Here is a 19,709-nt window from a genome sequence, read left to right as displayed (position 1 = left end):
GTGAGGAGGAAGCGCGATGGCGAAGAAGAAGTTTGAGCGGACGAAGCCGCATGTGAACGTGGGGACCATTGGTCACATCGACCATGGGAAGACGACGTTGACGGCGGCGATCACCAAGCAGCTGGCACTTCGGGGCAAGGCGGAGTTTGTGCCGTTCGATCAGATCGACAAGGCACCGGAGGAGCGCGAGCGCGGGATCACGATTGCGACGGCGCACGTGGAATACGAGACGGACAAGCGTCACTATGCCCACGTGGACTGTCCGGGTCACGCGGACTACATCAAGAACATGATCACGGGTGCGGCGCAGATGGACGGGGCCATTTTGGTGGTGGCGGCCGACGACGGTCCCATGCCGCAGACGCGGGAGCACATTTTGCTGGCCCGTCAGGTGGGTGTGCCCAACATCGTGGTGTTTCTGAACAAGGTGGACATGGTGGACGATCCGGAGCTCATCGAGCTGGTGGAGCTGGAGCTTCGGGAGCTTTTGAGCAAGTACGGATTTCCGGGAGACGATGTGCCGATCGTGAAGGGTTCGGCTCTGAAGGCTCTGGAGTCGGATGATCCGGAGAGCCCGGAGGCGGCGTGCATCTTTGAGCTGATGGATGCGGTGGACAGCTACATTCCGGATCCGGTTCGGGATGTGGACAAGCCGTTCCTGATGCCCATCGAGGATGTCTTTTCCATCAGCGGCCGCGGCACGGTGGTGACGGGTCGCGTGGAGCGCGGGGCGATCACGGTGGGTGAGGAAGTGGAGATCGTGGGCTTTCGGCCGACCACCAAGACGGTGTGCACGGGCGTGGAGATGTTCCGCAAGACGCTGGACCGCGGAGAGGCGGGCGACAACGTGGGTCTGCTGCTTCGCGGGATCAAGCGCGACGAGGTGGAGCGCGGTCAGGTGGTGGCCAAGCCGGGGAGCATCACGCCGCATACGAAGTTCAAGGCGGAAGTGTACGTTTTGAAGAAGGAAGAAGGCGGCCGTCATACGCCGTTTTTCCCGGGGTACCGTCCGCAGTTTTATTTCCGGACCACGGACGTGACGGGCGTGGTGACGCTTCCCGAGGGCGTGGAGATGGTGATGCCGGGCGACAACGTGAACATGGAAGTGCACCTGATCGCCCCGGTGGCCTTGGAAAAGGAGCTTCGCTTCGCCATCCGCGAAGGCGGACGCACCGTGGGGGCCGGCGTCGTCACCGACATCATCGAGTAGGGTACCACCAATAGCGGAAAAGGGTCCCTGGGCGGCTTGTCCGGCAGGGACCTAACTTATGGGAACAAAAGCTATGATGATGAATCAGCGAATCAGAATCCGCTTGAAAGCTTACGACCACAAGCTTCTTGATCAGGCGGCCGCAGAGATCGTAAATACGGCGAAAAAGACGGGAGCCCACGTGGCGGGGCCCATCCCGTTGCCCACCAAGATCCATCGGTACACGGTGCTGCGGTCCGTTCATATCGACAAGAAGTCGCGGGAACAGTTTGAGGTCCGGGTTCACAAGAGGCTGGTGGACATCCTGGAGCCGACCCAACAGACGGTCGATTCTCTGATGAAGCTGGATCTGTCGGCCGGTGTGGACGTGGAAATCAAGCTGTAGAAGCCTCTTCGAGCGGAAAGGCTACCTGAGAGAGAGCAGACAAAATGGTGAAGGCATTGATTGGACGCAAGCTCGGTATGACGCAAGTCTTCGCCGACGACGGCAGCGTGGTGCCGGTGACGGTGATTCAGGCGGGTCCGTGCGTGGTCACCCAGGTGAAGGTGCCGGAGCGGGACGGCTACAGCGCCCTTCAGCTGGGCTTCGGCACCAAGAGCGAGAAGAAGGTCAACCGCCCCATGAAGGGCCACCTGGACAAGGTGGGCAAAGGCTACTTCCAGGCTCTGCGGGAAGTACGCGTGGACAATGTGGACGAATTCGAGATGGGGCAGGTGATCGGCACGGACGTCTTTGAGATCGGCGACCGGGTGGATGTGACGGGAATCAGCAAGGGAAAAGGCTTCGCGGGAACCATCAAGCGATGGGGTTTCAGTCGAGGGCCGGAAACACATGGGTGCAAGAACATTCGAGAGCCCGGTTCCACAGGGTGTGCCACGTTCCCCGGTAGGGTGATCAAGGGCAAAAAGATGGCCGGCCAAAAAGGAAACAAGCGCGTGACCACCCTCAACCTGAAGATCGTAGACGTGCGGCCCGAGGAAAACCTGCTGTTGATCAAAGGTGCTGTGCCCGGAGCAAAGAACGGCTTGGTGTTCATTCGCAAGACGAATCGTGTCAAGTAAGGCTCCGTGCCGGAAGAACCTGGGAGGACTAGAGGTAACGTCATGCCTACGATTGATATTTTCGATATGAACCGTCAGGTTGTGGGGCAAATGGAGCTTCGCGACGATATCTTCGCCGTGCCGGTCAAGCCCCATGTGCTCCATGAGGTGGTGCTCTACCAGCTGGCCAAGCGAAGAGCGGGAACGGCGAAGACCAAAGGCCGAAGCGAAGTCTCCGGCGGCGGACGCAAGCCGTGGCGCCAGAAGGGTACGGGGCGTGCCCGCGTGGGAACCATCCGATCGCCTTTGTGGCGGGGCGGCGGAACGGTGCATGGCCCGCAGCCGCGCTCTTACGAAATGAAGGTGCCCAAGAAGGTCCGCAAATTGGCCTTGAAGATGGCCTTGAGCCAGAAGCTTCAGGACCGGGAGCTGACCGTTGTGGAGCAGCTGAGCCTGCCGGAGATCAAGACGAAGGAATTTGCCGCCTGGATGGAGCGCTTCGAGCTCAGCAAACCCCTGGTGGTGATCGCCCGGCAGGACGACGTGGTGGAAAAATCCGCCCGCAACATCCCCACGGTGAAGGTGTTGCGCTCGGAAGGCCTCAATGTGTACGACCTTCTCAACCATCGGAACGTCGTCCTGACCAAAGAAACGATTGCCAAAATAGAGGAGTCCTTGGGGTCATGACGGACAAAGCTTATCAAATTCTGAAACGCCCCCTGATCACCGAAAAGAGCACAGCGGAAAAGGAGCTCCTGAACAAGCTCCACTTCGAAGTGGACCGCCGGGCCAACAAGATCGAGATCAAGGAAGCGGTCGAACGGATCTTCAAGGTGGACGTGCTCGAAGTTCGGACCATTCGGATGAAGGGAAAGACGAAGCGTGTGGGGCGTTGGGTGACGAGGACGCCGGATTGGAAGAAGGCCATTGTGACCATCAAACCCGGTCAGCGCGTGGAGTTCTTTGAGGGCGTCTAGGTCTGCGGAATAAAGGGAGGCGCCCGCCTGCGGGTGGGGCCGTCCCCCAGTGAGTAGTTGACGAGGGATACCTATGGGCATCAGAAAGGTCAAACCGAGAAGCGCCGGTACCCGCTTCATCACCTATCCGACCTTCGAGGAGATCACCAAGAAGGAGCCGGAAAAGCGCCTGCTTGCGCCCTTGAAGAAGACCGGCGGACGCAATTCCAACGGTCGCGTTACGGCGCGCCATCGCGGGGGGGGACACAAGAGGCGGTATCGGATCATTGATTTCAAACGGAACAAGGAAGGTGTGCCGGCCAAGGTGGCGGCCATCGAATACGATCCCAACCGGTCGGCACGTATTGCGCTGCTCCACTACGCGGACGGCGAAAAACGCTACATCCTGGCGCCCCTGGGCTTGAAAGTGGGAGACCAGGTCCTGACGGGCACCAATGTGGATGTGCGGCCGGGCAATTGCCTGCCCTTGGAAAACATGCCGCTGGGTACGATCGTTCACAACATCGAGATGATCCCCGGCAAGGGCGGCCAGCTGGTTCGGTCGGCGGGCACCGGCGCCCAGGTCATGGCCAAGGAGGGGCGCTACTGCACGCTGCGGCTTCCGTCCGGGGAAATGCGCATGGTTCCGATCAAGTGCAAGGCCACGGTGGGCCAGGTGGGCAACATCGATCACGAGAACATCACTCTGGGCAAGGCGGGGCGCAGCCGGTGGCTGGGACGTCGTCCCAAGGTGCGCGGCGTGGCCATGAACCCGGTGGACCATCCCATGGGCGGCGGCGAAGGCCGCAGTTCCGGCGGTCGTCATCCCTGCACGCCGTGGGGCAAGCCCACCAAGGGTTACAGAACGCGCAAGTCCAAAAACAGCGACCGACTCATCATCCGTCGCCGCAAGTAGCGTCAAGGTAAGGAGGGTAAGGTGCCTCGCTCTTTGAAGAAGGGACCCTTTGTCGATGACCACCTGATGAGGAAGGTCCTCACGGCCAAGGAGACCGGTGATCGCAAGGTGATCAAGACCTGGTCTCGCCGTTCGACCATCCTTCCGGACTTCGTGGGCCTGACCATTGCCGTGCACAACGGCAAAAAGTTCATCCCCGTTTTCATCACGGAGAACATGGTCGGTCACAAGCTGGGGGAATTCTCGCCCACGAGGACCTTCTACGGGCATGCAGGTGACAAGAAGTCGAAGGTGAAAGGGAAGAAGTGATGGAAGTTAGGGCTGTATCCAAGTATCTGCGGATTTCCCCCCGGAAAGCGCGCTTGGTGGCCGACCTCATTCGAAGCAAGAACGTGAGTGAGGCCTTGACAATATTGAAGTTTACCCCGAAAAAGGGGGCCCGCTTCATCAGCAAGACCCTGCGGTCCGCCATGGCCAATGCGGAAAACACCAACGCCATGGACATGGACACCCTGTATGTCAAGGCCGTCTATGTTAATGAAGGGCCACGGCTGAAGCGCTGGAGGCCTCGGGCCATGGGCCGGGCCACCCAGATTCTGAAACGCACCAGCCATATCACGGTGGTGCTGGGGGAAAGGTAACCAACGGTGATCTGGAGGCCGCGAGGCCTCTTTCCCGAAGGGTGCCCGCGGAACCGCTGCGGGGCCGAGAAAGGGAATCGAAAGGTTCAACGAGCGCGGAGGTGAAGTTTGGGACAGAAGGTACACCCCATAGGTTTCCGTCTGGGCGTCATCAAGACGTGGGATTCCAAATGGTTTGCCACGAAGGACTACGCCAAGCTGGCATACGAGGATCGCAAGATCCGCGAGTTCATCAAGAAGCGGCTCTGCCATGCCGGCATTGCCAAAATCGAGATCGAGCGTGCGGCCAACCGGGCCAAGATTCGAATCCATACGGCCCGTCCCGGCATCGTGATCGGAAAGAAGGGCGCCGAGATCGAAGCGTTGCGCCGTGACCTGGAAAAGAAATTCCAGCGGGAGATGCTCATCGACATCCAGGAAGTCCGCCGTCCGGAACTGGATGCCACCCTGGTGGCCGAAAACATCGCTTTGCAGCTGGAACGGCGTGTGGCTTTCCGAAGGGCCATGAAGCGGGCGGTCACATCGGCCCTGAAGTTCGGTGCCAAGGGCGTGCGCGTGGCCTGTGCCGGGCGGCTCGGCGGTGCGGAAATGGCCCGCCGCGAGTGGTACCGCGAAGGTCGGGTCCCCTTGCACACGCTGCGCGCGGACATCGACTACGCGGTGGCTACGGCCAAGACCACCTACGGCGTGATCGGCGTCAAGGTGTGGATTTTCAAGGGCGAAGTGCTGCCGTAGTCCCCCGAATCCCAGTCCCAGCTCCGTCGCCCTGGGGCGGGCGACGATGACCTTCGCCGCGATTGGAATGACAGAGGAGTTGCAGAATGTTAGCGCCAAAACGAGTCAAATACCGCAAGCAGCAGAAAGGCCGCATGAAAGGGACGGCGTATCGCGGCAGCAACCTGAACTTCGGTGACTACGGCATCAAGGCGTTGGAGGCCGGAAGAATCACGTCCCGCCAGATCGAAGCGGCGCGTGTCGCCATTACTCGGCACGTGAAGCGCGGCGGGAAGCTGTGGATTCGGATCTTCCCGGACAAACCCATCACCAAGAAGCCGGCGGAAACCCGCATGGGTAAAGGGAAGGGTTCGCCGGAGATGTGGGTGGCCATCGTCAAACCCGGCCGTATTCTTTACGAACTGAAGGGCGTGCCTGAGGAAGTGGCCCGCGAAGCGTGCCGTCTGGCTTCCCACAAGCTTCCGGTGGCAACGCGATTTGTGTCGAGGCAGGATGTCCTATGAAAGCAGCGAGCCTTCGAGAAATGAGCGTGGAAGAGCTTCAGCAAAAGCTGGGGGAGTTGCGCGAGTCTCTCTTCAATCTCAAGTTCCAGCATGCGACCGGGCAGCTGGAAAACACCGCGCAGCTCAAACACCACAAGCGCGACATTGCGCGGGTGTTGACCGTATTGCGAGAAAAGCAAAGCGTCAGCGAGGCTTAAAGAGGCATGTCAATGGAAGAGCGTAAGACGAACAGGAAGACCCGCGTCGGCACGGTCGTCAGCGACAAGATGAACAAGACGGTGGTGGTGAGTGTCGAGCGCCTGGTGAAACACCCGCTGTACGGAAAGTACGTCCGCCGGCGGAACAAGTTCAAGGCGCACGACGAGACCAACGAATGCCGCGTGGGCGATCGCGTCGTTATTCAGGAAAGCCGCCCGCTGAGCAAGACCAAGCACTGGGTCGTGGTCAAGATTCTGGAAAGGGCTGCAGTGTAAGTTCCCGAGACGGCGGCGGCCGCGCGGCGCGGCCGTGCTGTGACGAGCGATTGAAGGGAGTTCAAGATGATCCAGGCAGAAACGCAACTGACTGCCGCCGACAACTCCGGAGCGAAGCGGCTGTATTGCATCAAGGTGCTTGGCGGATCACGGAAACGGTACGCCACCGTGGGCGACATCATCGTGGTGTCGGTCAAGGAGGCCATCCCCAATTCCAAGGTGAAGAAGGGCGACGTACTCAAGGCCGTGGTGGTGCGTACCAAGAAGGAAGTCCGCCGCCCGGACGGATCCTACATCAAGTTCGATGACAATTCCGCCGTACTGATCAATGCGGCCAGGGAGCCCATCGGGACCCGTATCTTCGGGCCCGTGGCCCGCGAACTGCGCGCCAAGCAGTTCATGAAGATCATCTCGCTCGCTCCGGAAGTTCTCTAGCGGGGTAACGGAGAAAGTCGAAAATGGCTGTGGCAAAAAAGTACCGCATTAAGAAGAACGATACGGTGATGGTGATTGCCGGCAAGGAGAAGGGCAAATCGGGCAAGGTGCTGCGGATTTTGCCCAAGAAGGACAGGGCCATCGTGGAGAAGCTCAACATGGTCAAGCGCCACATGCGCCCCGGTGCCTACAGCCGGCAGGGTGGAATCGTGGAGAAGGAAGCCCCTATTCACATTTCCAATCTCATGTTGATCTGTTCCAAGTGCACAGATCCGACCCGTGTGGGCTATAAGACCCTGGAAGACGGCCGCAAGGTGCGATTTTGCAAGAAGTGCGGCGAAGTCATCGACGGGTGACGTCCACGACGACGGGCGGAGTGGAGGAACGAATGGCTCGTTTACGCGAACTGTATGCGAAGGAAATCGCACCGCAATTGGCGGAAAAATTCCAGTACAAGAGCCCCATGCAGATCCCGAGGCTGAGCAAGATCGTGCTCAACATGGGGCTGGGCGAGGCGATCCAAAACGTCAAGGTCCTGGAAACGGCCTCCGAAGAGCTGGCCCTCATCAGCGGCCAGAAACCGGTGATCACCCGAGCTCGGCTGAGCATCGCGGCCTTCAAGCTCCGCAAGGGTATGCCCATCGGCTGCATGGTGACGCTGCGTAAAGATCGGATGTACGAGTTTTTCGACAAGCTCGTGAACATCGCCTTGCCCCGCGTTCGCGACTTTCGCGGCGTATCGCCCAAATCCTTCGACGGACGGGGCAACTACACGCTGGGTATCAAGGAACAAATCATTTTCCCCGAGATCGACTACGACAAGATCGACAAGATCAAGGGAATGAACATCACGATCGTGACGACAGCCAAGACGGACGAGGAAGCCCGTGAGCTTCTCGGTCTGCTGGGCATGCCGTTCAGGAAGTAGAGGAAGGGTCAGAGGAGGCAGCCTTGGCTAAGAAATCGATGATGGCAAAAGCGCAGCGCCCGCCGAAGTTCAAGGTTCGGGCCTACAATCGTTGCCCGCTGTGTGGAAGGCCCCGTGCGTTTCTGCGAAAGTTCGGGATGTGCCGTATCTGTTTCCGCAATATGGCGCTGAACGGCGAACTCCCTGGCGTGACCAAGGCCAGTTGGTAGGTGGCTGGGAGGAGAAGGAGAATACCTCATGGTGATGACCGATCCGATTGCCGATTTTCTGACAAGTATCAAAAACGCCCATCGGGCGCGCTTCGATAAGGTGGACATCCCGGCTTCACGCCTCAAGACGGAGTTGGCGCGGATCCTGAAAGAAGAGGGCTACATCAAGCACTACAAGGTGATCAAGGACAACAAGCAGGGCGTGCTGAGGATCCACCTGAAGTACGGTCCCGACCGCGAGGCGGCCATCACGGATATGAAGCGCGTGAGCAAGCCCAGCCGGCGCATCTATGTGGGATACACGGAAATCCCTCGGGTCTTGAACGGGATGGGCATCTCGATCCTTTCCACGTCGAAGGGCGTGATGACCGACAAGCAGGCCCGGAAGGAAGGCGTCGGCGGCGAACTGCTGTGCCAGGTGTGGTAACCGCCCTGGCATTTCGGGGCTTGCCGCGGGCTTTGGGATGGCCGTTTTGAGGAGTCAAGACAAGGAGATGCAAGATGTCTCGTGTGGGCAAAAACCCCGTCCCCATCCCTAAAGGGGTGGATGTGAAACTGGACGGTGCGACGATTACGGTGAAGGGCCCCAAGGGAACCTTGAGCCGGCAGTTGCCGAAAGAGATAGACGTGGCCGTGGAAGAAGGCCGGATCGTGGTCCGCAGGAAAGACGATGCGCGCCAGTCCAGGGCCCTGCACGGCTTGGTCCGGGCTCTCGTCAGCAACATGGTGGTGGGGGTCAGTCAGGGATTTACCAAGGTGTTGGAGATCCACGGGGTGGGCTACCGCGCCGATGTGAACAACAACGTTCTGAACCTGACCTTGGGGTATTCGCACCCCATCAACTACACCCTGCCCCAGGGGATCCAGGCCACGGTGGAAAAGCAGAACGTCATCCGCCTGGAAGGGATCGATCGGGAGCTGTTGGGGCAGACGGCGGCCAACATCCGGGGCCTCCGGCCTGTGGAGCCCTACAAGGGCAAGGGAATTCGGTACGCCGACGAACAGGTCCGACGCAAGGCCGGTAAGACCGGCAAGAAATAGGGGTTGAGACAATGGGATCGAAAACACATCCGAGAGTGGTCGCTCGACTGAAGCGGAAGAAGAGAATCCGCGGAAGGATTGAAGGGACACCGGATCGGCCGCGGCTGACCGTCTACCGGAGTGCCAAGCACATCTACGCCCAGGTGATCGACGACACCGCCGGCGTCACCCTGGCGGCCGCCTCTACGCTGTCTCCGGAATTCAAGAATGTGGACGAGGAACTGAAGGGCAAGATCGGCGCGGCAGAGAAAGTGGGACAACTGGTGGCCAAGAAGGCCCTGGAAAAGGGCATCAAGAGGGTGGTCTTCGACCGCAACGGGTTCATCTACCACGGGCGGGTGCGAGCCCTTGCCGATGGTGCCCGGGCCGCCGGTCTGGAGTTCTGATGGGACCCGACAAAGGGAAGAGGAGGCATAACTTGGCAGCTCTGGAGTCCAACGAAGTCCAATTGATTGACAAGATCGTTCACATCAGCCGCGTCGCCAAGGTAGTGAAGGGCGGACGCCGCTTTTCCTTCAGCGCCATTGTCGTGGTGGGCGACGGCAACGGCCGGGTGGGCTTTGCCCTGGGCAAGGCCAACGAAGTTCCGGAAGCCATCCGCAAGGGTTTGGAAGCGGCCAAGCGCGACATGTTCCAGGTTCCCATCATCGATGGGACCCTGCCCCATGAAGTGCTGGGGCGGTTCGGTGCTTCCAGCGTGGTGCTGAGGCCGGCTTCCCCGGGTACCGGTGTGATCGCCGGCGGGGCCGTGCGTGCCATCATGGAAGCCTTGGGAGTGACGGACGTGCTCACCAAGTGCTTGGGCTCGCGCAATCCCCACAATGTGGTGAAGGCCACCCTGGCGGGACTGAAGGCGCTGCGCAGCCCGGAACAGATCGCCAGGATTCGCGGCATGGACGTGAACGAGCTGCGAGCGTAGCATGGCAGGAGGAAGATCCATGGCAAAGCCCATTAAGGTGAAGCTTGTTCGAAGCCCCATCGGGCGCCCGGAAAAGCACCGCAAGATTTTGAAGGCGCTGGGACTGACGAAGATGCACAAGGAAGTGACCCTGTACGCCACCCCGCCCGTCGTGGGTGCCGTCAAGAAGGTCAACCACTTGGTGGAAGTGAGCGAAGCTTAAGCTCGGCTGACTGTGGAAGGTGGTAAGGACGATGCGACTGAACGAACTGAAGCCCGCAACGGGTGCGAAGAAGAACAAGAAACGTGTCGGCCGGGGCTCGGGGTCGGGCCTTGGCAAGACGGCCGGCCGGGGCACCAAGGGCCAGAAGTCCCGGTCCGGCGGCGGTGTGCCTCCCTGGTTCGAGGGCGGCCAGATGCCGTTGCAGCGCCGGGTGCCCAAGAGGGGATTTCACAATCTGTTCCGGACCGAATACCAGGTGGTCAATGTGGGGGACTTGGGCCGTTTTGAGGCGGGAGCCGTGGTGGGGCCCGAAGAACTCAAGGCGGCCGGATTGGTGCGGAAGAACGCCAAGCTGGTGAAGCTTCTGGGAAACGGAGAGGCGGCGCCGGGTATCACTCTGCGCGTCCACAAGGCCAGCGCCTCGGCGGTGGCGAAGATCGAGGCGGCCGGGGGCAAGGTGGAGCTGCTCTAAGAGAAGGGGAAGCGGAGCGTGCTGACAGGTTTTCAAAATATTGGCAAGATCCCGGAGCTGAAGAAGAGGATCGGGGCCACCCTGCTTCTTCTTGCAGTTTATAGAGTGGGGGTTCATATACCGACGCCCGGGATCAACCGGGAAGCTTTGGCCGCTTTTTTCAGCGCCGCCCAGGGAACACTTTTGGGGCTGTTCAACATGTTTTCCGGAGGGGCGCTGGAGCAGCTGTCTGTTTTTGCGCTGGGGATCATGCCCTACATCAGTGCGTCCATCATCCTGCAGCTGCTGACCGTGGTGATCCCCCACCTGGAGCGGCTAAGCAAGGAAGGCGAAGCGGGTCGCAAAAAGATCACCCAATACACGCGCTACGGCACGGTGGTGCTCAGCATCATCCAAGGCTTCGGGATCGCCTTCGGTCTCGAGGGGATGACTGGGCCCGGCGGCGAGCCGGTGGTTCTCCATCCTGGATGGGGATTTCGGCTGGTGACCGTGATCACGCTCACGGCCGGAACGGCCTTTATCATGTGGCTGGGTGAGCAGATCACCGAGCGTGGGATTGGAAACGGAATTTCGCTCATCATTTTCGCCGGAATCGTGGCGGGAATGCCCGGAGCCGTGGTCAACACTGCGCGGCTTATGGAAACCGGGGAAATTAGCCTCTTTAAGATCCTGGTGCTGCTGATCCTCATGGTGGCCGTGGTGGCCTTCATCGTCCACATGGAACGGGGGCAGCGGCGCATCCCGGTGCAGTACGCCAAACGGGTGGTGGGCCGCAGGATGTACGGAGGCCAAAGCACGCATCTTCCCCTGAAGATCAACACTTCGGGGGTGATCCCGCCCATCTTCGCCTCGTCCATCATCATGTTTCCGGCCACGGTGGCCAACTTCATCCAGGTTCCCTGGGTGCAGAACGTGGCCAACATGCTCATGCCCGGCCACTGGCTCTACAGCGTCTTGTATGTGGGGTTCATCATCTTCTTCTGCTACTTCTACACGGCCATCGTCTTCAACCCTGTGGATGTGGCTGATAACATGAAGAAGTACGGCGGCTTCATTCCGGGCATCCGTCCGGGACGGCCCACGGCGGAATATATCGACAAGGTGCTGAGCCGGATCACCCTGGGCGGCGCCATCTACGTTTCCGCCGTGTGTGTTCTGCCCACACTGCTCATCCAGAACTTCAACGTGCCTTTCTACTTCGGGGGGACGGCCCTGTTGATTGTTGTGGGCGTGGCCATGGACACGGTGGGCCAGATCGAGGCGCACATGCTCACGCGTCACTATGAAGGTTTCTTGAAAAGCGGGCGGATTCGGGGACGGCGTTAGGCCCGGCGAGGATGAAGAGACAAGGGAACAGAGGAGGTGTTTCTGTTCCCTTTCGTGCCTTGGGTGATGTCCGAAGGGTGCGTGGTGAGAGATCGAAAGGGAGGAAGAGAATGAACATCATCTTGTTGGGGCCTCCGGGTGCAGGAAAGGGGACTCAGGCGAAGCGACTGATCGACGCCTACGGTATTCCGCAGATTTCGACCGGTGATATGCTCAGGGCCGCCCTCAAGGAAGGAACACCACTGGGGCTGGAGGCCAAGAAGTACATGGACAAGGGCGCTCTGGTTCCCGACGAGGTCGTGGTGGGCCTGGTGAAGGAAAGGATTCAGCAGGACGACTGTAAGAACGGCTACATGCTCGACGGATTCCCGAGGAACGTGAGCCAGGCCGAGACGCTGGACAAGATGCTCAGCGAGTTGGGCCAGTCCATCGATCACGTGGTTTGCATCGACGTACCCGACGAGGAGCTGGTCAAACGGCTCACGGGGCGGAGAACCTGCCGGGACTGCGGCGCCGGCTTTCACGTGATGTTTGATCCTCCCAAGAAGGACGGGGTTTGCGACAAGTGCGGCGGCGAGCTGTACCAGCGGGATGATGACAACGAAACCACCGTCAAGTCGCGACTGAAGGTATACGGGGACCAGACCAAGCCGTTGATCGACTATTATGAGAAGCAAGGCAAGCTTCGAAAGATCGACGGCGTGGGCTCCATCGACGAAATCTTCGCGCGCATTAAAGCGGTGCTCGGTTAGAGGTTGTTTTGATTATTCTCAAGACCCGGGAAGAGATCGAAAAGATCCGTAGGGCGTGCCGCATCGTGGCCGAGGTCTTGGCCCGGTTGGAAGAAACCGTTGAGCCGGGCGTGACCACATGGGACCTCAACGCCATGAGTGAAGAGCTGGCGGAGGCCCGCGGGGCCAAGCCGGCCTTCAAGGGCTACCACGGATTCCCCTACGCCCTGTGCACGTCCGTGAACGAGGAAGTGGTCCATGGCATGCCGTCCAAGAAGCGGGTGCTCCAGGAAGGGGACATCATCAGCATCGACTTCGGAGTGATCGTGGACGGCTACTACGGGGATGCGGCCGTCACCATTCCGGTGGGGCGGATCGACGACAACGCCCTCAGGCTGTGCCGCGTGACCCGGGAAGCTCTGGACAAGGCAATCGCCAAGGCGATGGTGGGCAACCGTCTTTCGGACATCTCCCATGCGGTTCAGGCCCACGTGGAAGAACACGGATTTTCCGTTGTGCGGGAATTTGTTGGACACGGTATTGGAAGGAATCTCCACGAGAGTCCTCAGATTCCCAACTACGGGCCCCCGGGGCGCGGTGTGAAGCTGCAGGCGGGGATGGTTCTGGCCATCGAGCCCATGATCAACCAGGGGCGGCCGGACATCGAGATCCTGGACGATCAGTGGACGGCGGTCACCGTGGATCGGAAGCTTTCCGCCCATTTCGAGCATACGGTGGCCATCACGGCCAACGGCCCGGACGTGCTGTCCGTGGCCTCATAAAAGCCTTTACAGGCCCCCGGGGCGTGTTTATAATGCAGCGTTTTGCAGGAGCCAGGTGAGGACTCTATAGGTTCGAAGGGATTGATTTATGGCCAAAGAAGAAGCGATCGAGGTTGAAGGCACTGTCATTGAGCCTCTTCCAAACGCCATGTTTCGCGTTGAGCTGGAAAACGGGCACCGCGTGCTCGCTCACATCTCGGGAAAGATGCGCATGCACTTCATCCGCATTTTGCCCGGGGACAAGGTGACAGTGGAGCTTTCCCCTTACGATCTGACGCGTGGCCGCATCGTATATCGATCCAAGAAATGATTTCGTAACGAAAGCGAGTTGCGGGAAGGGAGTTTGGCATGAAGGTGCGAGCGTCGGTGAAGCGCATCTGCCGCAAGTGCAAGATCATTCGTCGGCACGGTCAGGTGCGGGTGATCTGTGAAAACCCCAAGCACAAGCAGCGTCAAGGCTAGCGGGAGGAGTTCGCATTGGCACGTATTGCAGGTATCGATTTACCCAAGAACAAACGCATTGAGATTGCCCTGACCTACATCTACGGCATCGGGCGGACCACCGCCTCCAAGATCCTGGCGGAAGCGGGCGTGGATCCCGGAGTCAAATCCGACGATCTCACGGAAGCGCAGATCACCGCCATTCGCCGTGTCATCGACGCCAAGTACAAGGTGGAAGGTGACCTGCGGGCGGAAGTCTCCATGAATATCAAGCGCTTGATGGATCTGGGTTGCTACAGGGGACTGCGGCACCGCAGGGGTCTCCCTGTGCGTGGCCAGAGGACTCACACCAACGCTCGCACGCGGAAGGGTCCCAGACGGTCTGTTATCGGCAAGAAGAAAAAGTGATTGAGAGGGTGAAATAACCATGGCACGGGGCAGAGGTGGTCCTCGCAAGAAGAAAGAGCGGAAGAACATCCAGAACGGCATCGCTCATATTCGATCCACGTTCAATAACACCATCATTACCATTACGGACATGAGCGGTAACACCATATCCTGGGCCAGCGGGGGGAATCAGGGCTTCAAGGGGTCCCGCAAGAGCACGCCCTTTGCGGCTCAGGTGGCGGCCCAGGCTGCGGCCAAGGCCGCCATGGAGCATGGCCTGCAGAACGTGGAGGTGTACGTGAAGGGTCCGGGGTCGGGCCGTGAGGCAGCGCTTCGGGCCTTGCAGGCCGCCGGGTTGAATGTGACGCTCATCAAGGACGTGACTCCCATCCCGCACAATGGGTGCCGTCCTCCCAAGAGACGACGCGTTTAGGTAAAGAACCGTTGCCGTCCGGAGCGGGCCCTTGAGGGGGCGCCCGGGCGGATACGTTGTGGGTGGAAGAGGAGGATTCGGTTTTGGCTCGATATACTGGTCCTGTGTGTCGGCTGTGTCGGCGCGAAAGCATGAAGCTCTATCTCAAGGGCGACCGGTGCTTTTCGGACAAGTGTGCCTATGAACGTCGGAGCTATGCACCGGGACAACACGGTCAGCGGCGCGGCAAGCTCTCGGACTACGGCATCCAGCTTCGGGAAAAGCAGAAGATCAAGAGAATCTACGGACTCCAGGAAAAACAGTTCAAGTCCTACTTCAAGGAAGCGGACCGCCAGAAGGGCGTGACGGGTACCAACTTCCTGATCCTCCTGGAGAGAAGGCTGGACAACACGGTCTTCCGGCTTGGCTTTGCCAACTCCCGGTCCCAGGCGCGCCAGCTGGTTCGCCACGGGCACTTCCTGGTGAACGGCCGGAAGGTGAACATTCCGTCCTACCTGCTGCGTCCCGGGGACGTGATCGCGGTTCGGGAAAAGAGCAGGCAGGTGGGCGTCATCAACGAGGCCCTGGAGGCGCTGCCCCGGCGCGGGCTGATGCCGTGGCTGGAGCTGGACAAGGACAAGTACCAGGGTGTTTTCCGTACTCTTCCAACACGCGAAGAGATCCCGATGCCCGTCCAGGAACACCTGGTGGTGGAGTTCTACTCCAAGTAACGATGAATTTCTAACCGGCCGGCTGGAGGCCCCCTGGGGGCCGCCGGCCGTGCGGGTTTTTTTTCTTGAAGGGACGGGAGAAGCCGCCGACGGCGGCTGCGTTTTATTGAAGGAATGGGGACAGGTATGCAAAAGAATTGGCGCGAGTTGATTCGGCCGAAGCGTTTGGAGATCGAGGCGGGAGAGGATCCGACCCGATACGCCAAGTTTACGTGCGAGCCGTTGGAACGGGGTTTTGGAACCACGCTCGGCAACGCCCTTCGGCGGGTCTTGCTCTCATCGCTTCGGGGGGCCGCCATCACGGCCGTGAAGATCGACGGAGTGTTGCATGAATTTTCCTCGGCGCCGGGCGTTGTGGAAGACGTGACCGACATCATCCTGAACCTCAAGGAGGTGCGGCTGCGTTTGGACGGCGATGGTCCGAAGCGGCTCGTGTTGGAAAAGGAAGGCGAGGGACTGGTTACCGCCGGGGACATCCAGGGGGACTCTTCCGTAACGATTCTCAATAAGGATCTGCCTATCTGCACTCTGGCCAAGGACGGAAAGGTCCGCATGGAACTCACCGTGGACGAGGGCAAAGGATACGTGCCTGCCGACTGGGATTCGGCCGCCACGGAAACGATCGGGTTGATCCCCATCGATGCCATTTTTACGCCGGTTCGAAAGGTTAGCTACAACGTGACCCAGGCCCGGGTGGGTCAACGCACGGACTACGACAAGCTGACCATGGAGATCTGGACCGACGGCAGCGTAAGTCCGGAAGACGCCCTGGCCTTGGCCGCCAAGATCCTCAAGGAACAGTTGGCGGTCTTCATCAATTTCGAGGAGTACGAAGAACCTGTGGAGGAGGCCGAGGAGGAAAAGGAACCCGTATTCAACGAAAACCTCTTTCGGAGCGTCGACGAGCTGGAACTTTCCGTTCGCAGTGCCAACTGCCTCAAGAACGCCGACATTCGCTACATCGGTGAGCTGGTGCAGAAGACGGAAGCGGAGATGCTCAAGACGAAGAACTTCGGCCGCAAATCCCTCAACGAAATCAAGGAAATTCTCGCAGAGATGGGACTCTCCCTCGGGATGCAGCTGGAAAACTTTCCGAGTCGCGAGGAGATTGAGCAGAGAAGAAAGGAAGAGGAATAGCCATGCGCCACAGGAAATCTGGTCGGAAGCTGAATCGGACTTCCAGTCACCGCTTGGCCATGTTTCGGAATATGGTGACTTCGCTGCTGGAACATGAGCGCATCTACACCACCGTGCCCAAGGCGAAAGAGATTCGCCGTTGGACCGACTCCATGATCACGCTGGGCAAACGCGGCGATCTGCATGCTCGGCGCCAGGCCTTGGCGGTGGTGCGAAGCAAGGCCGTGGTTCACAAGCTTTTCGCCGAATTGGGGCCACGCTACCAGGACCGGCCCGGGGGATACACGCGGATCGTGAAGATGGGATACCGCCGTGGCGATGCGGCTCCCATGTGCCTCATTGAGTTGGTGGGGGGCGAGGTTCAGAAGGCCAACAAGCCCGCCAAGGCGGAAAAGGCCGCAGAAGAGAGCCGGCCGAAGGCGGCCGCGGATGGCGCGGGAGCGGAAGCCGAAGCCCAGGGTGGGGCGGATAAGGAGTCGGAATAACCCGGCCTGCGGTGGAGACGTCTTTCCTGAGGTCGATAGAAAAAGAGCCCAACGTCCCGGGGGACGTTGGGCTCTTTGCTTCCCATAACAGGCCGGCGGGTCATTCGCGTTCGCGGGAATTGTAAAAGCCGCATTCGGCGCAGGTAAAGCCGGTCCACATGCCCTTGGCGGCCTTGTCCAGGCAGGCATCGTAGTGGACGCAGGCAAAATGACGGATGCCGCGTCCTTCCCGGCAAAGGACGGGATTCGGGACCAAATCCACACCGTTGGTTGGGGGCTCCTGTCGGCGGGTGCGTTGAGGCTTTGCCATCATCATGGGATCCGCTCCTCCTTGCGATGTTATTGGATTGCCTTAAACTGATAAATTAAGCAGAAAATCGTCCACTGCAAGAGGGGGTGGTGATTTCTTGACACTTCCCCTGAGTTTCCATAGTGTTGGCCCGCGTGTTTGCGCCAGGCCTTGACAAGGAAGGAGCAGAGAAGAGATGCCAGCGCCATCCCGGCTAAAAAAGATCCGAAACATCGGAATCATCGCCCATATCGACGCGGGCAAGACGACGGTCAGCGAGCGCATTCTCTACTACACCGGACGCTCCTACAAGATCGGCGAGGTCCATGAAGGCACGGCCGTCATGGACTGGATGGAGCAGGAGCAGGAGCGCGGGATTACGATCACCTCCGCCGTGACCACCTGCGAGTGGAAAGGTCATCAGATCCAGCTCATCGACACGCCCGGCCATGTGGACTTTACCATCGAAGTGGAGCGGTCCCTGCGGGTTCTGGATGGGGTGGTGGCCGTCTTTTGTGCCGTGGGTGGCGTGGAACCGCAGTCGGAGACCGTGTGGCACCAGGCGGACAAGTACGGTGTTCCCAAGATCGCTTTTGTGAACAAGATGGATCGGATCGGCGCGGATTTTCATCAGGTCCTGGAGCAGATGAAGGAGAAACTCCAGGCCAACCCAGTGCCGGTCCAGATCCCCGTGGGGAGTGAATCGGATTTTCGCGGCGTGGTGGACCTGCTGACCATGCAGCAGATCGTCTGGAAGGACGAGACGCTGGGAGCCGAGTTCATCCATGTTCCCATCGACGACGCCCTGATGGATCAAGCTCTGGAGGCCCGGGAGCAGTTGGTCTCCCAGGTGGCGGAATGGGACGACGAGCTCATGGAGAAGTATCTGGAAGGCGCCGAGATAACCATCCCTGAGATCCAGATGGTCCTTCGCCGCCTCACCTTGGAGCTGAAAGTGGTCCCGGTGCTTTGCGGCGCAGCGCTCCGCAACAAGGGGATTCAACCACTCCTGGACGCCGTGGTGGATTATCTGCCGTGCCCGTTGGACGTGCCGCCCGTGCGGGGGATCGATCCGGTGACCAAGGCGCCCTTGGAACGGCTCACCAGCGACGAAGAGCCTCTGGCCGCCCTGGCGTTCAAGATCTTCATGGATCAGGGTCGCAAGTTGACCTATACCCGGATCTACTCGGGGAAGATGCGGGCGGGGGATGTGATCTACAACGCGCGGCAGGGTACGCGGGAAAAGCTTTCGCGTATCTTTCGGATGCACGCCAACAAGCGGGAGCGCCTGGAAGAGGCCGGTGCGGGCGCCATTGTGGCCCTCATGGGTCTCAAGTCCGCCAGCACGGGAGACACTCTTTGCGATGAAAAGCACCCGATTCTGTTGGAAGCCATCGATGTGTATGAGCCCGTGATCTCGGTGGCCGTGGAGCCCAAGACCCGGGGCGACCAGGAAAAGCTCATGGATTCTCTACAAAAGCTGGCCGAAGAGGATCCCACGTTTCGATTCTACGAGGATCAGGATACGGGCCAGATCGTCATTCGCGGCATGGGTGAACTGCATCTGGAGATCCTCGTCACCAGGCTGCAGCGCGACTACGGTGTGGGGGTCAACGCCGGCAAGCCTCAGGTGGTGTACAGGGAGACGGTTCAACAGCCGGCCCTGGGCCGCGGCGTTTTCGATCGGGACATCGGAGGCACCAAGCACTTCGCGGTGGTGGAAGTGCACGTGGAGCCCCGGGAGCGCGGGAAGGGGAATCGGATCGTGCACCGGGTGCGGGATGCCTCCATCCCGGAAGAGTTCCTGGCGGCGGTTGAGCAGGGAGTATCCGATGCTCTCACCAGCGGCGAACTCATGGGATACCCCGTGGTGGATGTGGAAGTGAGCATCGTCGGCGGGGAGCATCGGGAGGGGGCTTCCACAGAGCTGGCCTACCGTGTGGCGGCGACCATGGCGTTTCGGGATGCTTGCCAGAAAGCTCAGCCCACCCTGCTGGAACCGTACATGGCGGTGGAAGTTTTGGTGCCGGAAGAGTTCCTGGGGGAGGTCATCGGGGACCTCAACCTGCGCAAGGCCCGAATTGAGGGGATCACGGCCAAAAAGGCCATCCAGGTGGTGGATGCCACCGTGGCCCTGTCCAAGATGTTCGGCTACTCCACGGCCTTGCGTTCGGCCACTCAGGGGAGGGCCACCTTCACCATGCAGTTCGCGCGCTATGATGTGTTGTGTGAACCATTGGGCGGCAAGTGACTTTCGGCTTAAAGGGCTTGCCAGAAGCGGCGGACCATGGTAAATGCCCTAAGATC

The 19,709-nt window shown here is 59.9% G+C and carries 34 protein-coding genes; 33 read left to right on the top strand and 1 reads right to left on the bottom strand.

What is annotated here, in order from left to right:
• Nucleotides 1–16: 16 nt before the first annotated feature.
• The 32 genes from tuf (at nucleotide 17) to rplQ (ending at nucleotide 17,113) form a co-directional block, all read left to right on the top strand.
• Nucleotides 17–1,210: an elongation factor Tu gene (gene tuf / locus BUB04_RS03905; RefSeq protein WP_073037120.1), complete on the top strand. Its 1,194-nt coding sequence runs from the start codon at nucleotides 17–19 to the stop codon at nucleotides 1,208–1,210.
• Between the two features lie 76 nt (nucleotides 1,211–1,286).
• A complete protein-coding gene (rpsJ, locus tag BUB04_RS03900; RefSeq protein WP_073037150.1) occupies nucleotides 1,287–1,595 on the top strand; it encodes a 30S ribosomal protein S10 in 309 nt (102 codons plus the stop codon).
• A gap of 44 nt (nucleotides 1,596–1,639) precedes the next feature.
• Nucleotides 1,640–2,272, top strand: a complete 633-nt coding sequence (gene rplC, locus BUB04_RS03895) for a 50S ribosomal protein L3 (protein ID WP_073037118.1) — start codon at nucleotides 1,640–1,642, stop codon at nucleotides 2,270–2,272.
• A gap of 42 nt (nucleotides 2,273–2,314) precedes the next feature.
• Complete coding sequence (gene rplD / locus BUB04_RS03890) at nucleotides 2,315–2,938, top strand: 50S ribosomal protein L4 (RefSeq protein WP_073037116.1); 624 nt, start codon at nucleotides 2,315–2,317, stop codon at nucleotides 2,936–2,938.
• Complete coding sequence (rplW, locus tag BUB04_RS03885; RefSeq protein ID WP_073037115.1) at nucleotides 2,935–3,228, top strand: 50S ribosomal protein L23; 294 nt, start codon at nucleotides 2,935–2,937, stop codon at nucleotides 3,226–3,228. The genes rplD and rplW overlap by 4 nt, the downstream gene beginning before the upstream one ends.
• A 73-nt stretch (nucleotides 3,229–3,301) precedes the next feature.
• Entirely contained in the window at nucleotides 3,302–4,123 is an 822-nt protein-coding gene (gene rplB, locus BUB04_RS03880; protein WP_073037113.1) for a 50S ribosomal protein L2, read from the top strand.
• Nucleotides 4,124–4,144: 21 nt separating this feature from the next.
• Nucleotides 4,145–4,432 carry a 30S ribosomal protein S19 gene (rpsS, locus tag BUB04_RS03875; protein WP_073037111.1) on the top strand — a complete coding sequence of 96 codons (288 nt, stop codon included), beginning with the start codon at nucleotides 4,145–4,147 and terminating at the stop codon, nucleotides 4,430–4,432.
• Nucleotides 4,432–4,764 carry a 50S ribosomal protein L22 gene (rplV, locus tag BUB04_RS03870; protein WP_073037109.1) on the top strand — a complete coding sequence of 111 codons (333 nt, stop codon included), beginning with the start codon at nucleotides 4,432–4,434 and terminating at the stop codon, nucleotides 4,762–4,764. Before rpsS ends, rplV begins: the two co-directional genes overlap by 1 nt.
• 108 nt (nucleotides 4,765–4,872) lie before the next feature.
• Nucleotides 4,873–5,499: a 30S ribosomal protein S3 gene (gene rpsC / locus BUB04_RS03865; RefSeq protein ID WP_073037107.1), complete on the top strand. Its 627-nt coding sequence runs from the start codon at nucleotides 4,873–4,875 to the stop codon at nucleotides 5,497–5,499.
• Between the two features lie 86 nt (nucleotides 5,500–5,585).
• Entirely contained in the window at nucleotides 5,586–6,002 is a 417-nt protein-coding gene (rplP, locus tag BUB04_RS03860; protein WP_073037105.1) for a 50S ribosomal protein L16, read from the top strand.
• Complete coding sequence (gene rpmC, locus BUB04_RS03855) at nucleotides 5,999–6,199, top strand: 50S ribosomal protein L29 (protein WP_073037103.1); 201 nt, start codon at nucleotides 5,999–6,001, stop codon at nucleotides 6,197–6,199. Before rplP ends, rpmC begins: the two co-directional genes overlap by 4 nt.
• A gap of 12 nt (nucleotides 6,200–6,211) precedes the next feature.
• Nucleotides 6,212–6,475: a 30S ribosomal protein S17 gene (gene rpsQ, locus BUB04_RS03850; RefSeq protein WP_073037101.1), complete on the top strand. Its 264-nt coding sequence runs from the start codon at nucleotides 6,212–6,214 to the stop codon at nucleotides 6,473–6,475.
• Nucleotides 6,476–6,541: 66 nt separating this feature from the next.
• Nucleotides 6,542–6,910 carry a 50S ribosomal protein L14 gene (gene rplN, locus BUB04_RS03845; protein ID WP_073037099.1) on the top strand — a complete coding sequence of 123 codons (369 nt, stop codon included), beginning with the start codon at nucleotides 6,542–6,544 and terminating at the stop codon, nucleotides 6,908–6,910.
• Nucleotides 6,911–6,933: 23 nt separating this feature from the next.
• Nucleotides 6,934–7,266, top strand: a complete 333-nt coding sequence (gene rplX / locus BUB04_RS03840; RefSeq protein ID WP_073037097.1) for a 50S ribosomal protein L24 — start codon at nucleotides 6,934–6,936, stop codon at nucleotides 7,264–7,266.
• 32 nt (nucleotides 7,267–7,298) lie between these two features.
• Nucleotides 7,299–7,838 (top strand): 50S ribosomal protein L5, encoded by a 540-nt coding sequence (gene rplE, locus BUB04_RS03835; protein WP_073037095.1) that lies wholly within the window; start codon nucleotides 7,299–7,301, stop codon nucleotides 7,836–7,838.
• Nucleotides 7,839–7,861: 23 nt separating this feature from the next.
• Nucleotides 7,862–8,047 carry a type Z 30S ribosomal protein S14 gene (locus tag BUB04_RS03830; RefSeq protein ID WP_073037093.1) on the top strand — a complete coding sequence of 62 codons (186 nt, stop codon included), beginning with the start codon at nucleotides 7,862–7,864 and terminating at the stop codon, nucleotides 8,045–8,047.
• Nucleotides 8,048–8,075: 28 nt separating this feature from the next.
• Nucleotides 8,076–8,474 carry a 30S ribosomal protein S8 gene (gene rpsH, locus BUB04_RS03825; protein WP_084076110.1) on the top strand — a complete coding sequence of 133 codons (399 nt, stop codon included), beginning with the start codon at nucleotides 8,076–8,078 and terminating at the stop codon, nucleotides 8,472–8,474.
• A 74-nt stretch (nucleotides 8,475–8,548) separates the two neighbouring features.
• Nucleotides 8,549–9,088: a 50S ribosomal protein L6 gene (gene rplF, locus BUB04_RS03820; RefSeq protein WP_073037092.1), complete on the top strand. Its 540-nt coding sequence runs from the start codon at nucleotides 8,549–8,551 to the stop codon at nucleotides 9,086–9,088.
• A gap of 11 nt (nucleotides 9,089–9,099) precedes the next feature.
• The gene (gene rplR / locus BUB04_RS03815) at nucleotides 9,100–9,474 is read left to right on the top strand and encodes a 50S ribosomal protein L18 (RefSeq protein ID WP_073037090.1); all 375 of its coding nucleotides are present in this window, start codon (nucleotides 9,100–9,102) and stop codon (nucleotides 9,472–9,474) included.
• A 41-nt stretch (nucleotides 9,475–9,515) separates the two neighbouring features.
• A complete protein-coding gene (gene rpsE / locus BUB04_RS03810) occupies nucleotides 9,516–10,007 on the top strand; it encodes a 30S ribosomal protein S5 (protein ID WP_073037146.1) in 492 nt (163 codons plus the stop codon).
• A gap of 19 nt (nucleotides 10,008–10,026) precedes the next feature.
• The gene (gene rpmD / locus BUB04_RS03805) at nucleotides 10,027–10,209 is read left to right on the top strand and encodes a 50S ribosomal protein L30 (RefSeq protein WP_073037088.1); all 183 of its coding nucleotides are present in this window, start codon (nucleotides 10,027–10,029) and stop codon (nucleotides 10,207–10,209) included.
• 31 nt (nucleotides 10,210–10,240) lie between these two features.
• Complete coding sequence (gene rplO / locus BUB04_RS03800) at nucleotides 10,241–10,681, top strand: 50S ribosomal protein L15 (protein ID WP_073037086.1); 441 nt, start codon at nucleotides 10,241–10,243, stop codon at nucleotides 10,679–10,681.
• An 18-nt stretch (nucleotides 10,682–10,699) separates the two neighbouring features.
• Nucleotides 10,700–12,007, top strand: coding sequence for a preprotein translocase subunit SecY (gene secY / locus BUB04_RS03795; protein WP_073037084.1), 1,308 nt, complete (start codon nucleotides 10,700–10,702; stop codon nucleotides 12,005–12,007).
• A gap of 110 nt (nucleotides 12,008–12,117) precedes the next feature.
• Entirely contained in the window at nucleotides 12,118–12,759 is a 642-nt protein-coding gene (locus BUB04_RS03790) for an adenylate kinase (protein ID WP_073037082.1), read from the top strand.
• An 8-nt stretch (nucleotides 12,760–12,767) separates the two neighbouring features.
• Nucleotides 12,768–13,520, top strand: coding sequence for a type I methionyl aminopeptidase (map, locus tag BUB04_RS03785; protein WP_073037081.1), 753 nt, complete (start codon nucleotides 12,768–12,770; stop codon nucleotides 13,518–13,520).
• A gap of 88 nt (nucleotides 13,521–13,608) precedes the next feature.
• A complete protein-coding gene (infA, locus tag BUB04_RS03780; RefSeq protein ID WP_073037079.1) occupies nucleotides 13,609–13,830 on the top strand; it encodes a translation initiation factor IF-1 in 222 nt (73 codons plus the stop codon).
• A 38-nt stretch (nucleotides 13,831–13,868) separates the two neighbouring features.
• Nucleotides 13,869–13,982 (top strand): 50S ribosomal protein L36, encoded by a 114-nt coding sequence (rpmJ, locus tag BUB04_RS03775; RefSeq protein ID WP_073037078.1) that lies wholly within the window; start codon nucleotides 13,869–13,871, stop codon nucleotides 13,980–13,982.
• A 15-nt stretch (nucleotides 13,983–13,997) separates the two neighbouring features.
• A complete protein-coding gene (rpsM, locus tag BUB04_RS03770) occupies nucleotides 13,998–14,369 on the top strand; it encodes a 30S ribosomal protein S13 (protein WP_073037076.1) in 372 nt (123 codons plus the stop codon).
• Between the two features lie 19 nt (nucleotides 14,370–14,388).
• Nucleotides 14,389–14,781: a 30S ribosomal protein S11 gene (rpsK, locus tag BUB04_RS03765; protein WP_073037074.1), complete on the top strand. Its 393-nt coding sequence runs from the start codon at nucleotides 14,389–14,391 to the stop codon at nucleotides 14,779–14,781.
• Nucleotides 14,782–14,864: 83 nt separating this feature from the next.
• Nucleotides 14,865–15,491: a 30S ribosomal protein S4 gene (gene rpsD / locus BUB04_RS03760; RefSeq protein WP_073037144.1), complete on the top strand. Its 627-nt coding sequence runs from the start codon at nucleotides 14,865–14,867 to the stop codon at nucleotides 15,489–15,491.
• Nucleotides 15,492–15,617: 126 nt separating this feature from the next.
• Entirely contained in the window at nucleotides 15,618–16,628 is a 1,011-nt protein-coding gene (locus BUB04_RS03755) for a DNA-directed RNA polymerase subunit alpha (RefSeq protein WP_073037072.1), read from the top strand.
• A gap of 2 nt (nucleotides 16,629–16,630) precedes the next feature.
• Nucleotides 16,631–17,113 (top strand): 50S ribosomal protein L17, encoded by a 483-nt coding sequence (gene rplQ / locus BUB04_RS03750; RefSeq protein WP_073037071.1) that lies wholly within the window; start codon nucleotides 16,631–16,633, stop codon nucleotides 17,111–17,113.
• A gap of 100 nt (nucleotides 17,114–17,213) precedes the next feature.
• Here rplQ and BUB04_RS03745 read toward each other — a convergent pair whose 3' ends face one another.
• Complete coding sequence (locus BUB04_RS03745; protein WP_073037069.1) at nucleotides 17,214–17,429, bottom strand: hypothetical protein; 216 nt, start codon at nucleotides 17,427–17,429, stop codon at nucleotides 17,214–17,216.
• Nucleotides 17,430–17,598: 169 nt separating this feature from the next.
• Between BUB04_RS03745 and fusA the strand changes: the two genes are divergently transcribed.
• Complete coding sequence (fusA, locus tag BUB04_RS03740; RefSeq protein ID WP_073037067.1) at nucleotides 17,599–19,653, top strand: elongation factor G; 2,055 nt, start codon at nucleotides 17,599–17,601, stop codon at nucleotides 19,651–19,653.
• Nucleotides 19,654–19,709 lie beyond the last annotated feature (56 nt).

It is taken from the genome of Desulfacinum infernum DSM 9756 (assembly GCF_900129305.1).
GTDB lineage: Bacteria > Desulfobacterota > Syntrophobacteria > Syntrophobacterales > DSM-9756 > Desulfacinum > Desulfacinum infernum.
The sequence above is the reverse complement of the archived record's forward strand: the minus strand, read 5'-3'. Positions and strand labels throughout refer to the sequence as shown.